The organism is Streptococcus dentapri, from assembly GCF_042649885.1.
Lineage (GTDB): Bacteria > Bacillota > Bacilli > Lactobacillales > Streptococcaceae > Streptococcus > Streptococcus dentapri.
The window spans coordinates 24,411-42,326 of record NZ_JBHSAC010000026.1 but is presented as its reverse complement, the minus strand read 5'-3'; the positions used below and the strand labels follow the sequence as shown (position 1 = coordinate 42,326).

The window sequence follows — 17,916 nt, the reverse complement described above, 5'->3', positions numbered from 1 at the left end:
TTAGCTACTTACTAGCCTCTCCAAGACCATTTTGGTCTTTGTCTGAGAGCTTGTTATTGGTAAAGTTGAGAATCATCTGACCTTGTTCTTGACCTTTAGCCAGCTTGAGGTTGCTGGACCAAACAGCCTGTAACTCTGTCTTATCAGAAGAGGCAGCCTCAGACAGATTGTCCGGTGCACCATATTTAGCAATGATATCGGAATAAGTCATTCCCTTTTTCAAATCAGCATAGTCGTCAGCAGTAAAACTAGCATCGCGATTATAGGTATAACCCCTGATTGAGCGAACGAGGGTACTATCATTATAGAGTTTGACCTCGACAGTTATCGTATCGAAAGTCCAAGTATAAACATCCAGAACGATGTCACCCGAAGATGGCTTTTCCTGCGTATGCTCCTTAGGTTCACCAAAAAGCTTTTTCAACTGTGCGATGGAGGTTCCTCCAGCAAAATCATTAGAGGACTTTCCTACTGTTACCTTATCAAAATTTTTGCGGACGCTGTCATGATTGTCGCTACTCTGCAGAGTACTTGATGACAGGGGTAAGGATGATGAAGTGCTTGTTTTATCATCCGAGGATTTATTACAGGCAGCTAAAATCACTGCTGACAATAAACAGACCAATCCTATTAGCAACTTCTTTGATCTCATTGGTAATCTTCCTTTAAATCCTTTGTATAAATGGAGCCGGTGGGAGTCGAACCCACGTCCAAACACCTGCCTACATATTCGTCTACAACCATAGGCTATGTCTTGAATTTAACTTAAGCACGATACATAGCTCAAATCTTGATTAAGCGAGCCTATCAAATCTCTTTTTAACCAGCTAGGCAATGGTCAAACGTAGCTTGCTGTTAAATAAAACCTTCTGACAGAACACAAGCAATCCTGAGAAGATCACGCGAGCTGTTTTTTAGGCAGCTACAGCGTAAGAGTTTGTATTTTTTGCAGTTATATTTAACTGAGCGTTAGCGGCGCCACCCGAGTTGCAAAATATGTCTCATAATGCCTGTCGAATCCGTAACGACCCCTAAACATTTTCGTCCAACATTATAGCAAATCCAGAAAAAAATAGCAAAAATATATCTTTTAAGGTATAATCAAGTTATGTACAATATTATCAAGAAAACGATAGAATGGCTAGGAACGCTAACACTTATTGCTACTGCTATTTTAGTTATCTGGCTATTGAAAGAAGGAACACTCAACGATTTTGAAGCCTTCAAAGCATGGGTAGCTCAATATAAAATATTATCTCCTTTGATTTTTATCCTGATTCAGATCATTCAGGTTGTACTTCCGATTATTCCAGGAGGAATAACAACTATCGCCGGTTTTGCCGTTTTTGGTTTCTGGCAAGGACTTCTCTATAATTCCATCGGTATCATCATCGGCAGTATCCTTCTTTTCATTCTAGTTCAAAAATTTGGAGTCAAGTTTATCCTCCTATTTGTTAAAGAAGCAACCTTTTTAAAATATGAGGCTAAATTAGAAAGTCCTGGCTATGAACGCCTCTTCATTCTTTTAATGATTTCTCCAATTTCTCCCGCCGATCTTTTAGTCATGGTCACCGGGTTGACTAATATGTCACTGAAAAAATTTTCTATCATTATGCTGATAACCAAGCCTATTTCGATTGTTGGCTACAATCTGATATGGTTAGTCGGTGGAGACTGGGCTTATTACTTCTTTGGTTTCACCAAAAAATAAATCTAAAGCAAATAAAACTGGACAAAAAATCCTTGTCCAGCTTTATTTTTTCCATCCTGAGGGAATCGAACCCCCATCTCAAGAACCGGAATCTTACGTGATATCCATTACACTAAGGATGGCAACGACTCCTATTATATCATGATAGTTGATAAGATACCATAGTAAAATAAAAAAAAGAAGGCTGAACCTTCCTATTTCTTATAATTCAATATCTCCAAAAAGGTCTGCCATCGAGAAACCTGTTTGTGTTTCCGGCAATTCGTAATCACGTTTCGCTTCACGTTTTGGACGACGTGGGCGTGATTGACGCTTTTCGTTGTTATTATTGTCACCTTCAGCATCAGCTGGACGTTCTTCAAGCGCCTTGATTGAGAGTGAAACACGCTCATCACCGGCATTGACATCAAGAACTTTAACTTTAACATCTTGACCTACAGACAAAACATCTTTTGGATTTTCGACACGCTTGTGTGAAATTTGCGAGATGTGAACAAGTCCGTCGATACCTGGTAATACTTCAACAAAAGCACCGAAATCAGTCAAGCGTTTTACTTTGCCATCGATAACATCGCCAACAGCCAATTTTTGTTCAACACCGTCCCACGGTCCAGGAGTTGTTGCTTTCAATGACAATGAAACACGACCTGCTTCTTCGTCGATAGCAAGAACTTTAACGTCAACTTCATCACCAACAGAAACAACTGATTTTGGTGACACATTACGTTCGTGTGACAATTCAGTCACGTGTACCAATCCGTCCACTCCACCGAGATCAATGAAGGCACCAAAGCTAGTCAAACGAGCAACCTTACCTGTTACGATTGAACTAACTTCAAGTTTAGAGAAGATTTCTTTGCGGGCTTCTGCATTCTTTTCTTCAACAACTTCACGACGAGACAAGATAAAACGGTTTTCAGCTGGATCAACTTCTTTGATTTTAGCTTCGAATTCTTGACCAACAAATTGCTCTGTATTGCGAACAAATCGTGTATCAAGCATGGAAGCTGGAATAAAACCACGAAGTCCCTCAAATTCAACAGAAAGGCCTCCCTTAACAGCGCGAGTCCCCTTAACGGTAACAACTTCTTCTTCACGACCAATGAGTTTGTCCCAAGCCTTGCGTGCTTCCAAGCGTTTTTTAGATACAAGGTAAGTTACTGTATCGGTGTCTTTTCCGACAACTTGACGAAGTACAAGTACTTCAATTTTATCACCAGCTTTAACAAAATCGTTAATATCAGCTTCACGTTCGTTAGTCAACTCACGAAGAGTGAGAACACCTTCGATACCAGTACCTTCTATGATTACGTTTGCTTGACCATTATCAACTGTCAAAACTTCAGCAGTGACAACATCACCAGGGTTAACTTCGCTAACACTGTTTAGCAAATCTTCAAATTCATTCATTCTAAAAAATCCTCCAGCAAGAACTAGGCTAGCCAGCTCTTGACAACACTATATTTTCTTAAGGCAACCCGCTAGGACAAACTAATATCACTTTGGCGGTCTTAGGAAAAATTCCTAATACCTCAGACTGGGGTAGCTGGATTCGAACCAACGCATGAGGGAGTCAAAGTCCCTTGCCTTACCGCTTGGCTATACCCCAAAATATCTCACTCAAGTGTTACTGGACTCTGCATAAAATACTGTGTGAAAATAGGAGATTTCCTAGAGCTCTTACATTATGAGCCGTCGTCAATCTCCTATTTTAATTTGCATATACAAGGTCCTAATATCTTGAATATGGAAGGGGAGGGATTCGAACCCCCGAACCCGAAGGAGCGGATTTACAGTCCGCCGCGTTTAGCCTCTTCGCTACCCTTCCATTTGCAACTAGGGCTTATTCTAACATAAACAAACCCTTGCTGTCAACAGTTTTTAGTGATTTAAATTGTAATTCTCAATGATGTTTTCTACGGCTTCATCCAATGTTTGATAGGAATTTGTGAGGGTTTCATTGTCAACTGTCACAAACTGTCCATCCACTTCAACGATTTGACCGACAGTTCGTTTTCCGATGGTCAATTCAAAGCCATTGAGTGATTTTCCAGATACAAGAACTTGGGCATCACTTAGTTGAATTTCGATTTTTTTGTCTTTCTTAGCCATGATTTACTCCGTCTTTTGAATTTCTTCCTCATTTTACACGAAAATAAAAAAGCTTGCAAGAGCAAGCTTAGAAATATCAATTAGTCAACCTTTACAATCCATCCTTCTGGCGCTTCGACATCACCAAACTGAATACCCGTTAAGAGGTCATATAATTGACGGGTGACTGGTCCGACCTCTGTCTCACTATAGAAGATATGGAAATTATCACCATCTTGAATACCGCCGATTGGTGAAATAACCGCTGCTGTTCCGCAGGCACCAGCTTCAGCAAAACGATTAAGTTCATCAATAGGTACATCGCCTTCAACAGGCTTCAATCCAAGACGTTCTTCAGCCAATTGGAGCAGAGAGTACTTAGTAATTGATGGCAAAATTGAAGGACTGAGCGGTGTTACAAACTCACCATCCTTGGTGATACCAAAGAAGTTGGCCGATCCCACTTCCTCAATCTTGGTATGGGTTGCTGGATCCAAATAGATGACATCAGAGAAGCCATTATCGTGGGCTTGACCGCCCGGAAGCAGGCTAGCCGCATAGTTACCACCAACCTTAGCTGCACCTGTACCATAAGGAGCAGCCCGGTCATAGTCTCTTGAAACAACGAAGTTGGTTGGTGCCAGACCACCTTTAAAGTAGTTGCCAACTGGCATAGCAAATACAGTAAAGATGTATTCCTTGGCTGGTTGAACGCCGATCACCTCCCCAACACCGATTAAAAGCGGACGTAGATAAAGGGTAGCACCTGTACCGTAAGGAGGCACATAGTCTTTATTGGCCTTAACAACTGTCTTACAAGCCTCAACAAATTTATCAGTTGGGACTTGTGGCATCAAAAGGCGATTAGCTGTTTTTTGCAAGCGTTCTGCATTTTTATCTGGTCGAAAGAGCTGAACCGTCCCATCTTTAGTTCGATAAGCTTTCAAACCTTCAAAAGCTTGTTGTCCATAGTGCAGGGCTGGTGAGCTTTCTGAAATATGAAGAGTGGCATCTTGGGTGAGTTGTCCTTGATCCCACTGACCATCTTTATAATAAGAGATATAGCGAAAGGGTAATTCGCTATATTCAAACCCAAGATTTTCCCAATCTAAATCAACCGTCATAATATATTCCTCTTTCTATCACATTGTGTGGTTCTATTGTAGAACTTTTCAAAAGCTTTTTCAAGGTTTTTTGGAAAAATTCTGAAAATTTTGTCATTATAAAAGAAGAGCCCTTTATAGTGGCTCTTACATTCTTTAATTAAGTGTTGCTGAGAAGACTTCCTCATCTGAAATACTGTCTGAGATGAAGCTACCATTGCTGGTACGCTCAGAAAGGCCTAAATCGACCAAGTTAATACGATCAATAGTTCCGGTCTTAGAAATGACTTCTAGAATTTGTGGATCATCATTAATCCTAGCTTCTGTACCGAAGAGGTCAAGTTCTTCGCTATTAGCATCTGACAGAACTGGTCCTGCCAGAAAAACGCGGTGCGGCTTAGACTTGAGCTCCCGTAAAACCTGAAGGCCACGACCAGCGCGCTTAGCTAGCGGAAGATCTGCAACCGATATCCGTTTGAGACTACCGCGTTGGGTTAGGATGAAGAAGGTCTTGGTATTGGTGATGAAGGCTGATTTGATTATATCTCCATCTTTCAGATTAATAGCCTTAACACCTGCTGCTTTTGCTCCCACAATCGGTACTTCTTCAATGCTAAAATGCAGGGCATAACCATTTTGTGTCACAAGCATGACTTGATCCAGTTTGATTGGTGAAATAGTGACCACTTGGTCATCCTTTCCTTTGAGTTTGGCATACTTAACCGATTTTGTCCTGTAGCTGCGCCAAGGCTGGAAGTCCTGACGCTCAAATCGCTTGATTTGACCGAGTTGGGTCACGGCAAAATAAGTCTCCGGTGTGAAATCATCAAGAACTTCAGCATAGAGCACCTCTTCATCGGTAGCAAAATTCGTGATAGTTTGCGATAAATGCTCACCGATTTCCTTCCAACGGATATCGGTCAATTCGTGAATCGGACGATAGATGACATTCCCCAGATTGGTAAAAATCAAGAGATGTTGAGTCGTCTTAGCCGCTACCACCAACACTACTTGGTCACCATCACGCTTACCGAGTTCTTCTGGAGTGGAGGCATTGTAGGAACGAGGACTAGTGCGTTTGATGTAGCCACTGCGGGTCAGGCTAATATAGGTTTCTTCCTCAACAATCAGACTGGCTGTATCAATCTCGATAGCTTGGGTTTGCGCCTGAAGCTCCGAACGACGGGGGACACCAAATTTCTTTTTGACCTCACGAAGTTCACGCTTCATGAGGTTATACATAGTACGTTCATCGTCAATAACAGCCGTCAGAGTAGCAATCTGCTCCCGCAGACTAGACTCTTCTTCTTCCAAGGTAACAATATCGGTATTAGTTAAGCGGTAGAGCTGCAAGGTCACGATAGCTTCTGCCTGTTCCTCAGTGAATTCATAGCTGACCTTGAGGTTTTCCTTGGCATCAGACTTATTTTCAGAAGCACGAATCAGAGCAATAATTTCATCTAGGATGGATAGCACCCGAATCAGACCTTCAACAATATGCAGACGCTTTTCAGCCTTTTCCTTATCAAACTTAGAACGCGCTACTATGATTTCCCTGCGGTGAGTAATGTAACTGCTCAAAATCGGAATGATACCAACTTGACGCGGAGTAAAATCATCAATCGCAACCATATTAAAGTTATAGTTGATCTGCAGGTCGGTATATTTAAAGAGATAATTCAGAATAGTCTGAGCGTCCGCATCCTTCTTGAGTTCAATAGCAATGCGTAGACCATCGCGATCGGACTCATCACGAACTTCAGCGATACCGGGTAGCTTATTGTTGATACGGACATCATCAATTTTTTTAACCAGCATAGCCTTATTGACTTCATAAGGAATCTCGGTAACAATGATTTGTTCCTTGCCGCCTTTAAGTGTCTCGATAGTTGTACGCGAGCGGACAACCACACGCCCCTTCCCAGTTTCATAAGCCTTGCGAATTTCATCTGCCCCTTGAATAATGGCACCAGTTGGTAAATCCGGCCCCGGAAGAAATTCTATCAATTTATCAACCTTAGCTTTAGGATGATCTATCATATAGATGACTGCATCAATAACCTCGGCTAAATTGTGGGGTGGAATATCTGTCGCATAGCCGGCCGAAATCCCTGTAGCGCCATTGACCAAGAGGTTAGGAAAAGCAGCCGGTAAAACCGTTGGTTCTTTCTCTGTATCATCAAAGTTCCAAGCCCAAGGAACTGTATTCTTGTCAATATCTTGTAAGAGATAACCCGCAATTTCCGAGAGCCTTGCCTCGGTGTAACGCATGGCTGCCGGTGGATCACCATCCATGGAACCATTGTTCCCGTGCATTTCAATTAAGGTTTCACGGTTTTTCCAGTCCTGACTCATCCTCACCATGGCATCATAAATAGAAGAATCTCCATGGGGATGGAAATTCCCCATAACATTACCGACAGACTTGGCAGACTTACGATAGCCCTTGTCATGAGTATTACCATCTTTATTCATCGAATAAAGAATACGGCGCTGGACAGGTTTGAGACCATCCCTGATATCAGGCAGCGCCCGCTCTTGAATAATATATTTGGAGTAGCGACCAAAGCGCTCTCCCATGATGTCCTCAAGGGACATGTTTTGAATATTGCTCATAATTATATGATACCAAGCCCAAGAAGGCTGGTTCAATTCCTTTCTAAAAATAGTAAAAGGTTAGTTATATTTAATACTACTTATCCTTGCGATACCTATCTGGATCACCCAAAACAAATTCTCGCTTACGAATGCCCATATTTTTAGCCATGCGTCTGACATTAAAGACGAGAAAGAAATCGGCCATTAAAAAAGTCAACACAAATAGAATAACAATAAGAGCTTGCGCATCATGCCTAAAGACAAGACTTAAGAGCAAGCCGATCGAATAGGTCAAGCAAAGTCCTGCTAGCAAGGCTTTACTGTAGGAGTGGCTTGCTTTGTTATAGCCCTTATGCGCCAGTATGGCTAGGTAAAAAATAGCCAGACCAGTATACAAGAAGCCTATAACAAACCAAGAGTTCTCCAACTGTGCCTCATGTAAAAATGTCAGAGAGACTGTTACCATGCTGATCCCCATAAAGATGGGATAGTGGAGATAAATCAAGGCGTAACCCGAAATGTTTTTTTGCTTTTCATCAATAACATGATCAAATTCAATGATATAGAAAAAGAAGAGAGCAACAATGATAAGTAATAATAAAACTGAATAAATGTTAAAGCTGTTAATAGTAAAAGTTGGGGCTACTGAAATAATCATTTCACCAAACATGATGATAACCAACAAGGTCACGCGCTCAAGTAAATGTGGAAAATCAACCGGTGTCACTTCTTTTTGCTTCAACTGAAAGAGAGGGTAGAAAGTTGACAATGCTATCCCTGTAGCAAAAACTGTCACTCCAATATAAAAGGGAAGAAAGAGGCTAATGACAATCATGACCAAACGAAAACTCAGTATTCCAATAAAACCTTTCGTTGTCTGTCGTGTTACGAGATCATTGGTTCGTTTGTAACAGACAATATATTGGAGAAGCAGGGTCAAACTTGCAACTCCGACCACCGACACGAAAGGGAGGTAATTCCGAGCGGCATCCTCAACTGTAAAAGTATTGGCCAAGTATAGCATAGCACCCATGTTGACTACCATAAAACCAATATCAAGCAGAGAATTGCTTCCATAACGATTGGTGAAAATCGTCTCAATCATCCAAGTGTTAACCAGTATGACCAGGGCCAAAATGCCAGAATATATATTAGCTAGAGGAATGACCCCGTGGTGCAGATGGTGAATAAACTCCGTCATCTGTGAAATCGCATAAACAAAGACCAAGTCATAAAAAAGCTCAGTCAACTCAACCTTTTTGTGCATAATGACCTCCTAAACGGGAAAATGACTGGATTTTTTGGTTTTTATCCAATAATAATTGTAAACGATTTGATGTCCCAGTAAAATAGTTGATAAAATGCAAATGAATACAGTGAAATTAGGGTTAAAAGGAAAATAAGGAATCAATTTCAACCCAAGATAGATTATTAAGCTTACTAACAATAATATAGCGACAATTTTATTAACTTTTTTTATGTTTAAATTTCTCTCTTCAAAAAATAAACACCATGCTACATAGTAAACAAGAGCCATTAAGATCAAGCCAAGCCAATAGGAAATCTCTAGCAAATAACCGTAAAATGCAGTGTTATCATTATCAGTTGTCATAGCATGAAATTTATCATGGACACCCAAAATAAAAATTAGCAATAAGAATCCCGAAAATAGAAAATAATTTTTATAGTGAAAAATCTTATCTATAAATAAAGAAAGCAAATAACTCATACCAAGGTATAACATACCGTGTAACAAGCCTATAAAATATACCAATATAAAAATAATGTTCCTCCTTTAGAACACCGTACTCTCTTCTAAAGTAAACTTAACATTGTCCTCAATCCATTGGCGTCTTGGCTCAACTTTATCACCCATAAGGACTGAAACACGACGCTCGGCACGCGCCAAATCTTCAATGGTTACACGAATTAGAGTGCGAGTTTCAGGATTCATGGTTGTTTCCCAGAGCTGGTCGGCATTCATTTCTCCAAGTCCCTTGTAGCGCTGCAGATTAGCCCCCTTACCGAATTTTACACGCAAATCTTCCAATTCACCATCGGTCCAAGCATATTCGGTCACTTCTTTAGCTCCCTTGCCCTTTGACATCTTATAAAGGGGGGGCAGGGCGATGTAAACATGACCCGCCTCAACTAATGGTCGCATGTAACGGTAAAAGAAGGTTAACAGCAGAGTCTGGATGTGAGCCCCATCAGTATCGGCATCGGTCATGATGATAATCTTATCGTAATTGGCATCTTCAACCTTGAAGTCTGGCCCTACTCCTGCCCCGATGGTATAGATCATAGTATTGATTTCTTCATTTTTGATGATATCGGACATTTTAGCCTTGGCTGTATTTAGAACCTTCCCTCGCAAAGGAAGGATAGCCTGGAATTTACGGTCACGTCCCTGCTTGGCCGAACCACCAGCAGAATCCCCTTCGACTAAGTAGAGTTCATTTTTCTTAGGATTTTTAGACTGGGCTGGAGTCAATTTACCAGACAGCAGGCCCTTATCCTTTTTATTCTTTTTACCATTGCGGCTTTCATCACGAGCCTTGCGAGCTGCCTCGCGGGCATCGCGAGCCTTGATAGCCTTGCGCACCAAGCTGGAAGCCATCTCCCCATTTTCCATGAGAAAATAAATCAGTCGATCAGAAACCAGTCCATCAACGATTGGACGCGCCAGTGGACTACCCAGCTTATCCTTGGTTTGGCCTTCAAACTGCAGATGGGCCTCTGGTACTAAGATAGACAGAACAGCTGACAGACCTTCACGATAATCAGCTCCCTCTAGGTTTTTATCCTTTTCCTTAAGTAGACCAGTTTTGCGAGCATAATCATTCATAGATTTGGTGATGGCTGTTTTCAGTCCTACCTCATGGGTACCGCCGTCCTTGGTGCGGACATTATTGACAAAGGATAAAATATTATCTGAGAAGCCATCATTGTATTGCATAGCTATCTGAATTTGAAAGCCTTGATCTTGCCCTTCAAAGTAGATAACAGGTGTCAGAGTCTCTTTATCCTCATTGAGGTATTCAACAAAATCTTGGACGCCATTTTCATAGTGAAATTCTTCTTCTTCACCACTACGTTCATCCTTCAAGACAAGGGTCACTTCCTTCAAGAGAAAGGCCGATTCTTTGAGACGCTCAGCAATTGTATTAAATTTAAAATCAGTCGTTGAGAAAATACTATCATCCGGTTTGAAGGTGACCTTGGTGCCTGATTTTGATTTCGGTACTGTCCCAATTTTCCTGAGCGTGGTGACAGGCTTGCCGCCATTTTCAAAACGCTGTTTGTAAACTGCGCCATCACGCGTGATTTCTACTTCCAGCCAGCTCGACAGAGCATTGACCACCGAAGAACCTACACCGTGAAGACCTCCTGAGGTTTTATAGCCCCCTTGACCAAATTTACCGCCAGCATGGAGAACCGTAAAGATAACTTCAACTGTCGGCATCCCCATAGCATGCATCCCAGTTGGCATCCCACGACCACTATCGGCCACACTGACTGAGCCATCCTGATGCAGTATTACCTCAATACGATCACCAAAGCCTGATAAGGCCTCATCGACAGCATTATCCACAATCTCCCAAACCAAATGATGTAGACCCGTTGCGTCGGTAGAGCCAATGTACATCCCTGGGCGTTTGCGAACCGCATCCAATCCTTCTAGTACCTGAATGGCATCATCATTATAATTATTGATTGAAATTTCTTTTTTAGGCATTCTGTCCTCCCAAATATTCATCCATCTTATCTTACAAGTTTTTGGGCAATTTTGCAAAAAAATTTGGCCTAGTCTCTTATTTTTACTCTTTTAACCCTTATGTATTGTTTGAGCCTATATTCCCACTCTTTCTTTTATGATATAATGGCAACATGAATAGTTTAATTTTAATTATTATCGCTTATCTGCTGGGGTCTATCCCAACCGGCCTATGGATTGGAAAGATTTTTTATCATAAAAATATCCGTGAGTTGGGCAGCGGTAACACTGGCACCACCAATACCTTCCGGGTTTTAGGAAAACGGGCCGGGACCGTAACTTTCTTGATTGACATGCTCAAGGGAACTCTGGCTGTCTTGCTACCGATCTGGTTTGGTACTGAACTCTCACCCCTTCTAATCGGATTCTTCGCTGTTTTGGGACATACTTTCCCCATCTTTGCTGGTTTCAAAGGAGGTAAGGCAGTTGCAACTAGTGCCGGTGTCCTGCTCGGCTTCACACCGATTTACTGCCTCTTTTTACTAGCTATATTTACTAGCGTTTTGTTTTTAACCAGCATGATTTCCTTTTCAAGTATCGCTGTATCTGTTATCGGTTTAGTGACCCTCTTTATCTTCCCAGCTTTCCATTTCATCTTGCGGGACTATGACTGGCTCTTTACTCTGATTGTTTCAGGTTTGGCTCTCATTATCATCACCCGTCACCGTGAAAATATGGTTCGCATTAAAAATCAGGAAGAAAGTTTGGTACCTTTTGGCCTCAATTTAACCCATCAAAAAACTAAAAAATAAGAGTGATATAAACAACTACATAAAGATGTTCCACTTAAGTGTACTGACCCCAAAAATTGAACAAAAAATCGAACATTGGGGTGGACTTAGTATAATAAAGTAGACACAAGATTAAGTGAAAACGAGGAAATGATTATGCTAAAAAACCTTTGATAAGGCATTAAACTATCTGCTGTAAAATTCATTCTTGAGGAAGAGCAGTCTGTAAAAATGGTTAGTTCAACTTTAGGAATTCATCCCAATAGTCTTTATCGCTGAATTCAAGAATATGGAGAAAGTGCGTTCCCAGGACATGGGAGCGCACTTCGTCATGCCCAATTTGAGATAAAAAACTTGAAAAAAAGAACAAGATGCTACAGAAGGAATTAGCTCTTCTGAAACAGTTCTAGGTCTTCTTGAAGCCAAACCGAAAATAAAATTTCGGTTTCTGAAGGAAAATAGCGTTAGCCTGAATATTCATCACGCTTGTCAAACCTCCAAGTTTCCCGTTCAGGTTTCTATGCTTATTTAAAACGTCGACCATCGTCAAGGCAGGCTGAGAATGCGGCTTTGAAGGAAATGATTAAAACTATTTTCTATGAACATAAAGAGCGTTACGGGAGTGTGCGAATTACCCAAGAACTTTGTAGACGTGGCATTCATGTCAATCATAAACGTGTCGGCAGACGACTTCATCAGCTAGGTTTCTATGCCAAAGGAAATCGTTATAAATATAAATACTATAACGACGTTCTTCATTAACTCGTCCCAATCTTGTTCATCAATGTTTCCAAGCGACAGGTAAAAATAAACTATGGCTAGGAGACTTAACCTACATTCCGACACAAGAAGGACTACTTATTTGCCTGTCTTTATAGACGTTTATAGTAGAAAGATTCTTGGTTGGGCAATGGGACGACACATGCAAGATAAGTTGGTAACAGATGCTTTCAATCAAGCTTATTATAGAGAAAAGCCTAAAGAAGGGGTAATCGTCCATACAGATCAAGGTTCTCGATATACCGGAGAACGATTTCAGGACCTACTTAGGCAGAAAAAATGTAAGTCTAGTATGAGTCGAAAAGGTAATCCATACGATAATGCACTCATGGAATCCTTTTATAAAACATTAAAAAGAGAGCTTGTCAATGATGCTCATTTCGCAACCATTGAGCAAGCTCAGCTTGAGATTTTTAAATATATTGAGACTTACTATAACCCTAAACGTCTGCATTTAGCTTTAGGGTCTCTCTCACCTGTAGAATTTGAAAAAATAGTTACTAATTAGCTTAACTATATGTCTATTTTTTCTTGACAAGTTCAAAATCTTTTATTATTTCACTGTCCACTTGACAGGGAGCAGTTCAGATTCTCTATTTTTACTTATTATTCTTACGGATACGGAAGTGGTCGAAGATAGCACCGGCCGCAACAATTGTCACACCTAGGGCACTGACTAAAATTTCATTAGCATGATTGCTTAAGTCAGCTCCTGTATCGGTCTGTGTGCTTAAAGGACGAGAATTTGCTTCCAGACTTGAGCCTGCCTGTCCCGGCTGAGCCGCACTACTATTAGCACCGCTACCGTCCAGAGAATGGCTGAACTTAGGTGTCTCTTTTTGATCTGAAAAACCTGCATCTGCAGTTTGGGAAGATTGATCTGAGCTATCTGATTGCTCAGTCTTATCTTTCATATCAGCCAAGTCATTTTTTAGCCCTGTTTCTACTGTGTCAGAAGCGGACTCAAGCTCTTTAGAGAGTGCAGTTGGAGCGATTCCTACAAGTTTACCCGATTGGAGGTCTGTTTTTTGCTCGTCAGCATCAGTTTCAGGATTCAAATTCGAATACTTATCAGGAAATGGTCTAACAAAATCATCAAAGTTGTTCTTAATCCAATACTCGTTATAATACTCTAATGCTGACACGGAGATCAGCCGAGAGTTGGGATTGATTATCTCATACTTCATCAGATCAACATCTGATACTAAATAGTCTTCAAAAACTTGATCCATAGAGGGGCCTTCTTCACGAAAACCTCCTAGCATAGTGTAATTATCCCCACCTGCTGCCAAAAAATCATTGGTCACTAGATAGTAAGTTGCCCTTTTATCCAAATCCTTATAGCTATTCGTTTCAGGATCCCAGATATCAATAGCCAGAATCCGCTTATCCGCACTTAGGTTAGTATCATAATAAACATGAGCTCCGGCAACTTGAAGAAAACCACCGCTCGGTTCTAAGAGAGGATTGCCATTCTCATCAACAATAGAATGACCATGATTATCTATCTGTGTCATAGACCCCAGAGAGGTTGTAAACATATCATAGATTTCTTGACCAGTCACCTGAATCTGTGAAACCGTATTGCCAAAGGGAAGTACTGAGATGATCTCTCCCTTAGTGATAGGCTCATCTTTCTTGATATTATCACGCAGTCCTCCACCGTTGGTTACCGCTAGATTGGACTTTTGACTAAAGCCGGTTTGACCATATTCCAGAAGAGCATCCGCAACAGCATTCCCAAGATTGGTTTCACGCACACGCACATTCATACGATCGCCGTTAAGCTCAATCGGACTGTTCTCATATACAACAACCGCAGTTTCTGTCCGATATTTTTCCTGAATAGCAGCGATAAGGTCGGAGATGCTATCATCTGGCACTAAATCTTTAACTTCATCAGCTGAGATAAGGTCCGCAGATGCCAATTTATCAGAATTAAGCGTGATTTTGCCAACATTATGCAGATAGCTTCCCGTCTGGCTATACGTAACATTGCCATAATTAGCCTGCAGAATGCTATGAGAATGTCCATCAATAACGATAACATTCTTACCAGCCAATTCTTCATTTTCGGACAAGGCTCGAGCTAGAGTCGTCCCTTGCCATTCAGTCTTAGTGGTATTATCAACACCTAGATGAGCCAGAACAACATAAGTATTATAGTTGACACCTTCTGCTCTAGCATTAGCTTCAATTTGGGCAATAACACTATTGACTTCTGTAATAGGGTCTGTAAAGCTGACACCCGCAATATTCTTAGGATGTGTTTTTGTTGCCGTTTCCGGAGTTGTCACTCCGATGACTACAACCTCATCACCAGTGATTTCAGGATTCTTATCAATAAAGGTTGAAGGTTCAAAAAGGCGGGCACCGTTGACATAAATATTTGAGCTGATAATTGGAAATTCTAACTTTTCTCTTAGACGCTTCAACTGATACAAACCAAAGTCAAACTCATGGTTACCCACTGTCATAGCATCAAAGCCAATCTTATTCATAACCTCAGCCATGTCTTCGCCTTGGCTGGAATTAGAGATGGGGAGTCCTTGGAAAGAATCCCCTGCATCAAAGACTAGGGTTTCGCTCTCTTGACGAGATTGATTGACAAGGGTTGCTAGTTTAGCATCCCCAATCACACCATCTTCTTCGACCATACGGCCATGCACATCATTGGTATGAATAATATTTATATTATTTGAAGCTGCTGCAGAAGCTGAAACTGCTGATAAACTACTTTCATCAAAATCGCCAGAAGCTTCAGAGGCCTCTACATCAGCTGTTTCTTGATTAGCAACCTGCTCATCTGCCTGCACCGATTGCTCAGATGAAGACAGGGAATCCGACTTTTTTAGCGCATCATCAGCCGCCTTTTCTTGATTGTTCACCGGCATTTGGGTAGAATCCACCTTCATCTCAGCATTCCCAGATGAATTAACCTCATCAGCATATGCTTTATTTGATAAAATCGCCGTTGAAAACAAGAGAGCAGATAATGTTGGAATGATAAGTGTTTGCTTGCGCATGAGGAACTCCGTTTTACTATAGTATTTCTATTATACTATAAATTATTTGATATATAAATTAAATTGTTCAGAAAAATTTAGTTAATGTTAAATACTATTGAGCCTGATAAACAATCTGACCATCACTGATGGTGTATTTCACAACCCCTTTAAGTTTTTCACCGATGAAGGGAGAGTTAGCAGCTTTAGAGGCAAAATTTTCTGATACAATACGGTCTTCCTTATCAGCAAAAATCACAATGTCAGCTGGACCATTTTCAGCGAGATAACCTGCTTCAAAGTCATATATAGCGGCTGGATTACTGGTCATTTTAGCTAATAATTCTGACAAACTTAGGTCCCCAGTCTCAACCAAATTAGTCAAACCAAGTGATAGAGAGGTCTCCAGACCGGTCATACCAGAAGGCGCCTTAGTGATATCTTCAACATTTTTCTCATCGGCATGATGAGGTGCGTGATCTGTTGCGATGATAGAGATGACACCAGATTTAAGGCCTTCAATGATTGCTAGACGGTCTTTTTCAGTCCGCAGCGGTGGATTCATCTTAGCGTTGCTTCCTTTTACAAGTAAAAGATCTTCTGTTTTGGAAAAATGTTGGGGTGCCGCTTCTGCTGTTACATGAGCTCCAAGATTTTGAGCAAATTCGACGATTTTTACAGATTCAGCCTTGGATAAATGTTGAATATGTAAATGGGCTTGTCTATCATAGGCTATCATAACATCCCGAGCAATCATACTGTATTCTGCTGCACCCGTTGCTCCACAGAAATGGAACTTATCCTCAGCAACGTATTCATTGAAACCAAGAATTCCATTGAGTTCTGGATCCTCCTCATGAAGGGCAATAAAGGTTCCCAGTTGCTCGGCTTGATTCAGAGCCTCTTTAACTACCTTGGTACTTTGTAAAGGAATACCATCATCAGAAAACGAAACAGCACCAGCAGCTAACAAAGCCTTAAAATCTGTCAGATCTTGCCCATTAAAATTCTTAGTAATCGTTGCATTGGTATAAATATGGATATTTTCCTTATCACTGCTAGCAAGAACTTCTTTTAAGGTCGCCACATCAGAAATAGTCGGGTTGGTATTGGCCATCATCACCACACTGGTAAAGCCACCTGCAGCTGCTGCAAGAGCCCCCGTATGGATATCTTCCTTATGAGTTTGACCCGGCTCACGAAAATGCACATGAATATCCACCAAACCCGGAGCCACCACCAATCCTGTCGCATCAATAACATCAGCATCAGCCATCTCAATCTGCTCCTCTATCTTGATGACTTTATTGCCATCAACCAAGATATCACAAACCTTGTCAAGCTGGGATTTAGGGTCAATTACGCGACCGTTTTTTATCAATAACATCTTAAACTCCTTGACTTTGTAAAAACAATAAAAATAGTGACCTTTTAGGCCAACCAATTGATTGGTGCCAGACCAGCTGCCTTTAGATAGCTATTGGTCTGAGAAAAAGGATGACTGCCAAAGAAACCACGGTGAGCCGATAGAGGACTGGGGTGCGGAGACTCAATAACATGATGGATGGGATTAGTAATAAGCGCCTTCTTTTTACGGGCATATCCCCCCCAGAGGATAAAGACGACCGGCGTCTCCTTCTGGTTGACCACCTTGATGACCGCATCCGTAAAAGGTTCCCAAATCTGCCCAGAGTGCCCATTAGCCTGGCCAGCTGGTACTGTCAGACTGGCATTGAGAAGTAATACTCCTTGCTTGGCCCAGTTGGTTAAATCATGGTGATCACGTTGACCTAAATCCTGAGCCAGTTCTTTTAAAATATTCTGCAAAGACGGAGGTGCCGGCACTTCCTCAGGTACCGAAAAAGATAAACCCTGCGCCTGATTGGGACCGTGATAAGGATCCTGTCCAATAATTACGACCTTAACGTCCTCCAGAGGGGTCGTCTGAATAGCATTAAAGACCTTTTCTCTGGGAGGATAGATGATCCCTTTGTCATAAACCTCATTCATGAACTGATTGATCTGGGCAAAGTAGCCCTGAGGCAGTTCTTTTTTTATTAAATCATGCCAAGCTGAATGTTGCATACAAGTCTACTCCTTTAGTTTTTTTACTCACCCA

General features: G+C 41.3%; 13 protein-coding genes, 3 tRNA genes, 1 other RNA gene and 1 pseudogene. 3 read left to right on the top strand and 15 right to left on the bottom strand.

The window, feature by feature from the left end; all coding sequences use genetic code 11:
- Positions 1 to 4 precede the first annotated feature (4 nt).
- The gene (locus ACFOSE_RS03095; protein ID WP_380430359.1) at positions 5 to 652 is read right to left on the bottom strand and encodes a DUF3862 domain-containing protein; all 648 of its coding nucleotides are present in this window, start codon (positions 650 to 652) and stop codon (positions 5 to 7) included.
- 28 nt (positions 653 to 680) lie between these two features.
- Positions 681 to 1,032: a transfer-messenger RNA gene (gene ssrA, locus ACFOSE_RS03090) on the bottom strand.
- A gap of 76 nt (positions 1,033 to 1,108) precedes the next feature.
- On the opposite strand from ssrA, the gene ACFOSE_RS03085 reads away from it, so the two are divergent.
- On the top strand, positions 1,109 to 1,711 hold the full coding sequence (locus tag ACFOSE_RS03085) for a VTT domain-containing protein (RefSeq protein ID WP_380430356.1): 603 nt from the start codon (positions 1,109 to 1,111) through the stop codon (positions 1,709 to 1,711).
- Positions 1,712 to 1,761: 50 nt separating this feature from the next.
- Here ACFOSE_RS03085 and ACFOSE_RS03080 read toward each other — a convergent pair.
- The 10 genes from ACFOSE_RS03080 to parE all read right to left on the bottom strand — a co-directional run bounded on the left by ACFOSE_RS03080 (position 1,762) and on the right by parE (position 11,242).
- A tRNA-Arg gene (locus ACFOSE_RS03080) sits at positions 1,762 to 1,833 on the bottom strand.
- Positions 1,834 to 1,912: 79 nt separating this feature from the next.
- On the bottom strand, positions 1,913 to 3,121 hold the full coding sequence (rpsA, locus tag ACFOSE_RS03075) for a 30S ribosomal protein S1 (protein ID WP_380430354.1): 1,209 nt from the start codon (positions 3,119 to 3,121) through the stop codon (positions 1,913 to 1,915).
- A 127-nt stretch (positions 3,122 to 3,248) separates the two neighbouring features.
- Positions 3,249 to 3,320 (bottom strand) — tRNA-Gln (locus ACFOSE_RS03070).
- Between the two features lie 138 nt (positions 3,321 to 3,458).
- Positions 3,459 to 3,539: transfer RNA gene (locus tag ACFOSE_RS03065), tRNA-Tyr, on the bottom strand.
- Positions 3,540 to 3,592: 53 nt separating this feature from the next.
- Complete coding sequence (locus ACFOSE_RS03060; protein WP_380430351.1) at positions 3,593 to 3,823, bottom strand: DUF2969 domain-containing protein; 231 nt, start codon at positions 3,821 to 3,823, stop codon at positions 3,593 to 3,595.
- 80 nt (positions 3,824 to 3,903) lie between these two features.
- The gene (locus ACFOSE_RS03055) at positions 3,904 to 4,926 is read right to left on the bottom strand and encodes a branched-chain amino acid aminotransferase (protein WP_380430348.1); all 1,023 of its coding nucleotides are present in this window, start codon (positions 4,924 to 4,926) and stop codon (positions 3,904 to 3,906) included.
- Between the two features lie 135 nt (positions 4,927 to 5,061).
- Positions 5,062 to 7,521 carry a DNA topoisomerase IV subunit A gene (gene parC, locus ACFOSE_RS03050; protein WP_380430345.1) on the bottom strand — a complete coding sequence of 820 codons (2,460 nt, stop codon included), beginning with the start codon at positions 7,519 to 7,521 and terminating at the stop codon, positions 5,062 to 5,064.
- 76 nt (positions 7,522 to 7,597) lie between these two features.
- A complete protein-coding gene (locus ACFOSE_RS03045; protein WP_380430343.1) occupies positions 7,598 to 8,770 on the bottom strand; it encodes a low temperature requirement protein A in 1,173 nt (390 codons plus the stop codon).
- A gap of 9 nt (positions 8,771 to 8,779) precedes the next feature.
- Entirely contained in the window at positions 8,780 to 9,247 is a 468-nt protein-coding gene (locus ACFOSE_RS03040) for a hypothetical protein (RefSeq protein ID WP_380430342.1), read from the bottom strand.
- Positions 9,248 to 9,298: 51 nt separating this feature from the next.
- On the bottom strand, positions 9,299 to 11,242 hold the full coding sequence (gene parE, locus ACFOSE_RS03035; RefSeq protein WP_380430340.1) for a DNA topoisomerase IV subunit B: 1,944 nt from the start codon (positions 11,240 to 11,242) through the stop codon (positions 9,299 to 9,301).
- Between the two features lie 152 nt (positions 11,243 to 11,394).
- Between parE and plsY the strand changes: the two genes are divergently transcribed.
- Together plsY and ACFOSE_RS03025 are read left to right on the top strand one after the other, a co-directional pair.
- Positions 11,395 to 12,033, top strand: a complete 639-nt coding sequence (plsY, locus tag ACFOSE_RS03030) for a glycerol-3-phosphate 1-O-acyltransferase PlsY (protein WP_380430337.1) — start codon at positions 11,395 to 11,397, stop codon at positions 12,031 to 12,033.
- Between the two features lie 159 nt (positions 12,034 to 12,192).
- Positions 12,193 to 13,300: pseudogene (locus ACFOSE_RS03025) on the top strand (IS3 family transposase).
- A 91-nt stretch (positions 13,301 to 13,391) separates the two neighbouring features.
- Here the strand turns inward: ACFOSE_RS03025 and ACFOSE_RS03020 are convergent.
- The 3 genes from ACFOSE_RS03020 to ACFOSE_RS03010 form a co-directional block, all read right to left on the bottom strand.
- Entirely contained in the window at positions 13,392 to 15,818 is a 2,427-nt protein-coding gene (locus tag ACFOSE_RS03020) for a 5'-nucleotidase C-terminal domain-containing protein (protein WP_380430335.1), read from the bottom strand.
- Between the two features lie 94 nt (positions 15,819 to 15,912).
- Positions 15,913 to 17,184 carry a dihydroorotase gene (locus ACFOSE_RS03015; protein ID WP_380430332.1) on the bottom strand — a complete coding sequence of 424 codons (1,272 nt, stop codon included), beginning with the start codon at positions 17,182 to 17,184 and terminating at the stop codon, positions 15,913 to 15,915.
- A gap of 44 nt (positions 17,185 to 17,228) precedes the next feature.
- Positions 17,229 to 17,882, bottom strand: a complete 654-nt coding sequence (locus ACFOSE_RS03010; RefSeq protein ID WP_380430330.1) for a uracil-DNA glycosylase — start codon at positions 17,880 to 17,882, stop codon at positions 17,229 to 17,231.
- Positions 17,883 to 17,916 lie beyond the last annotated feature (34 nt).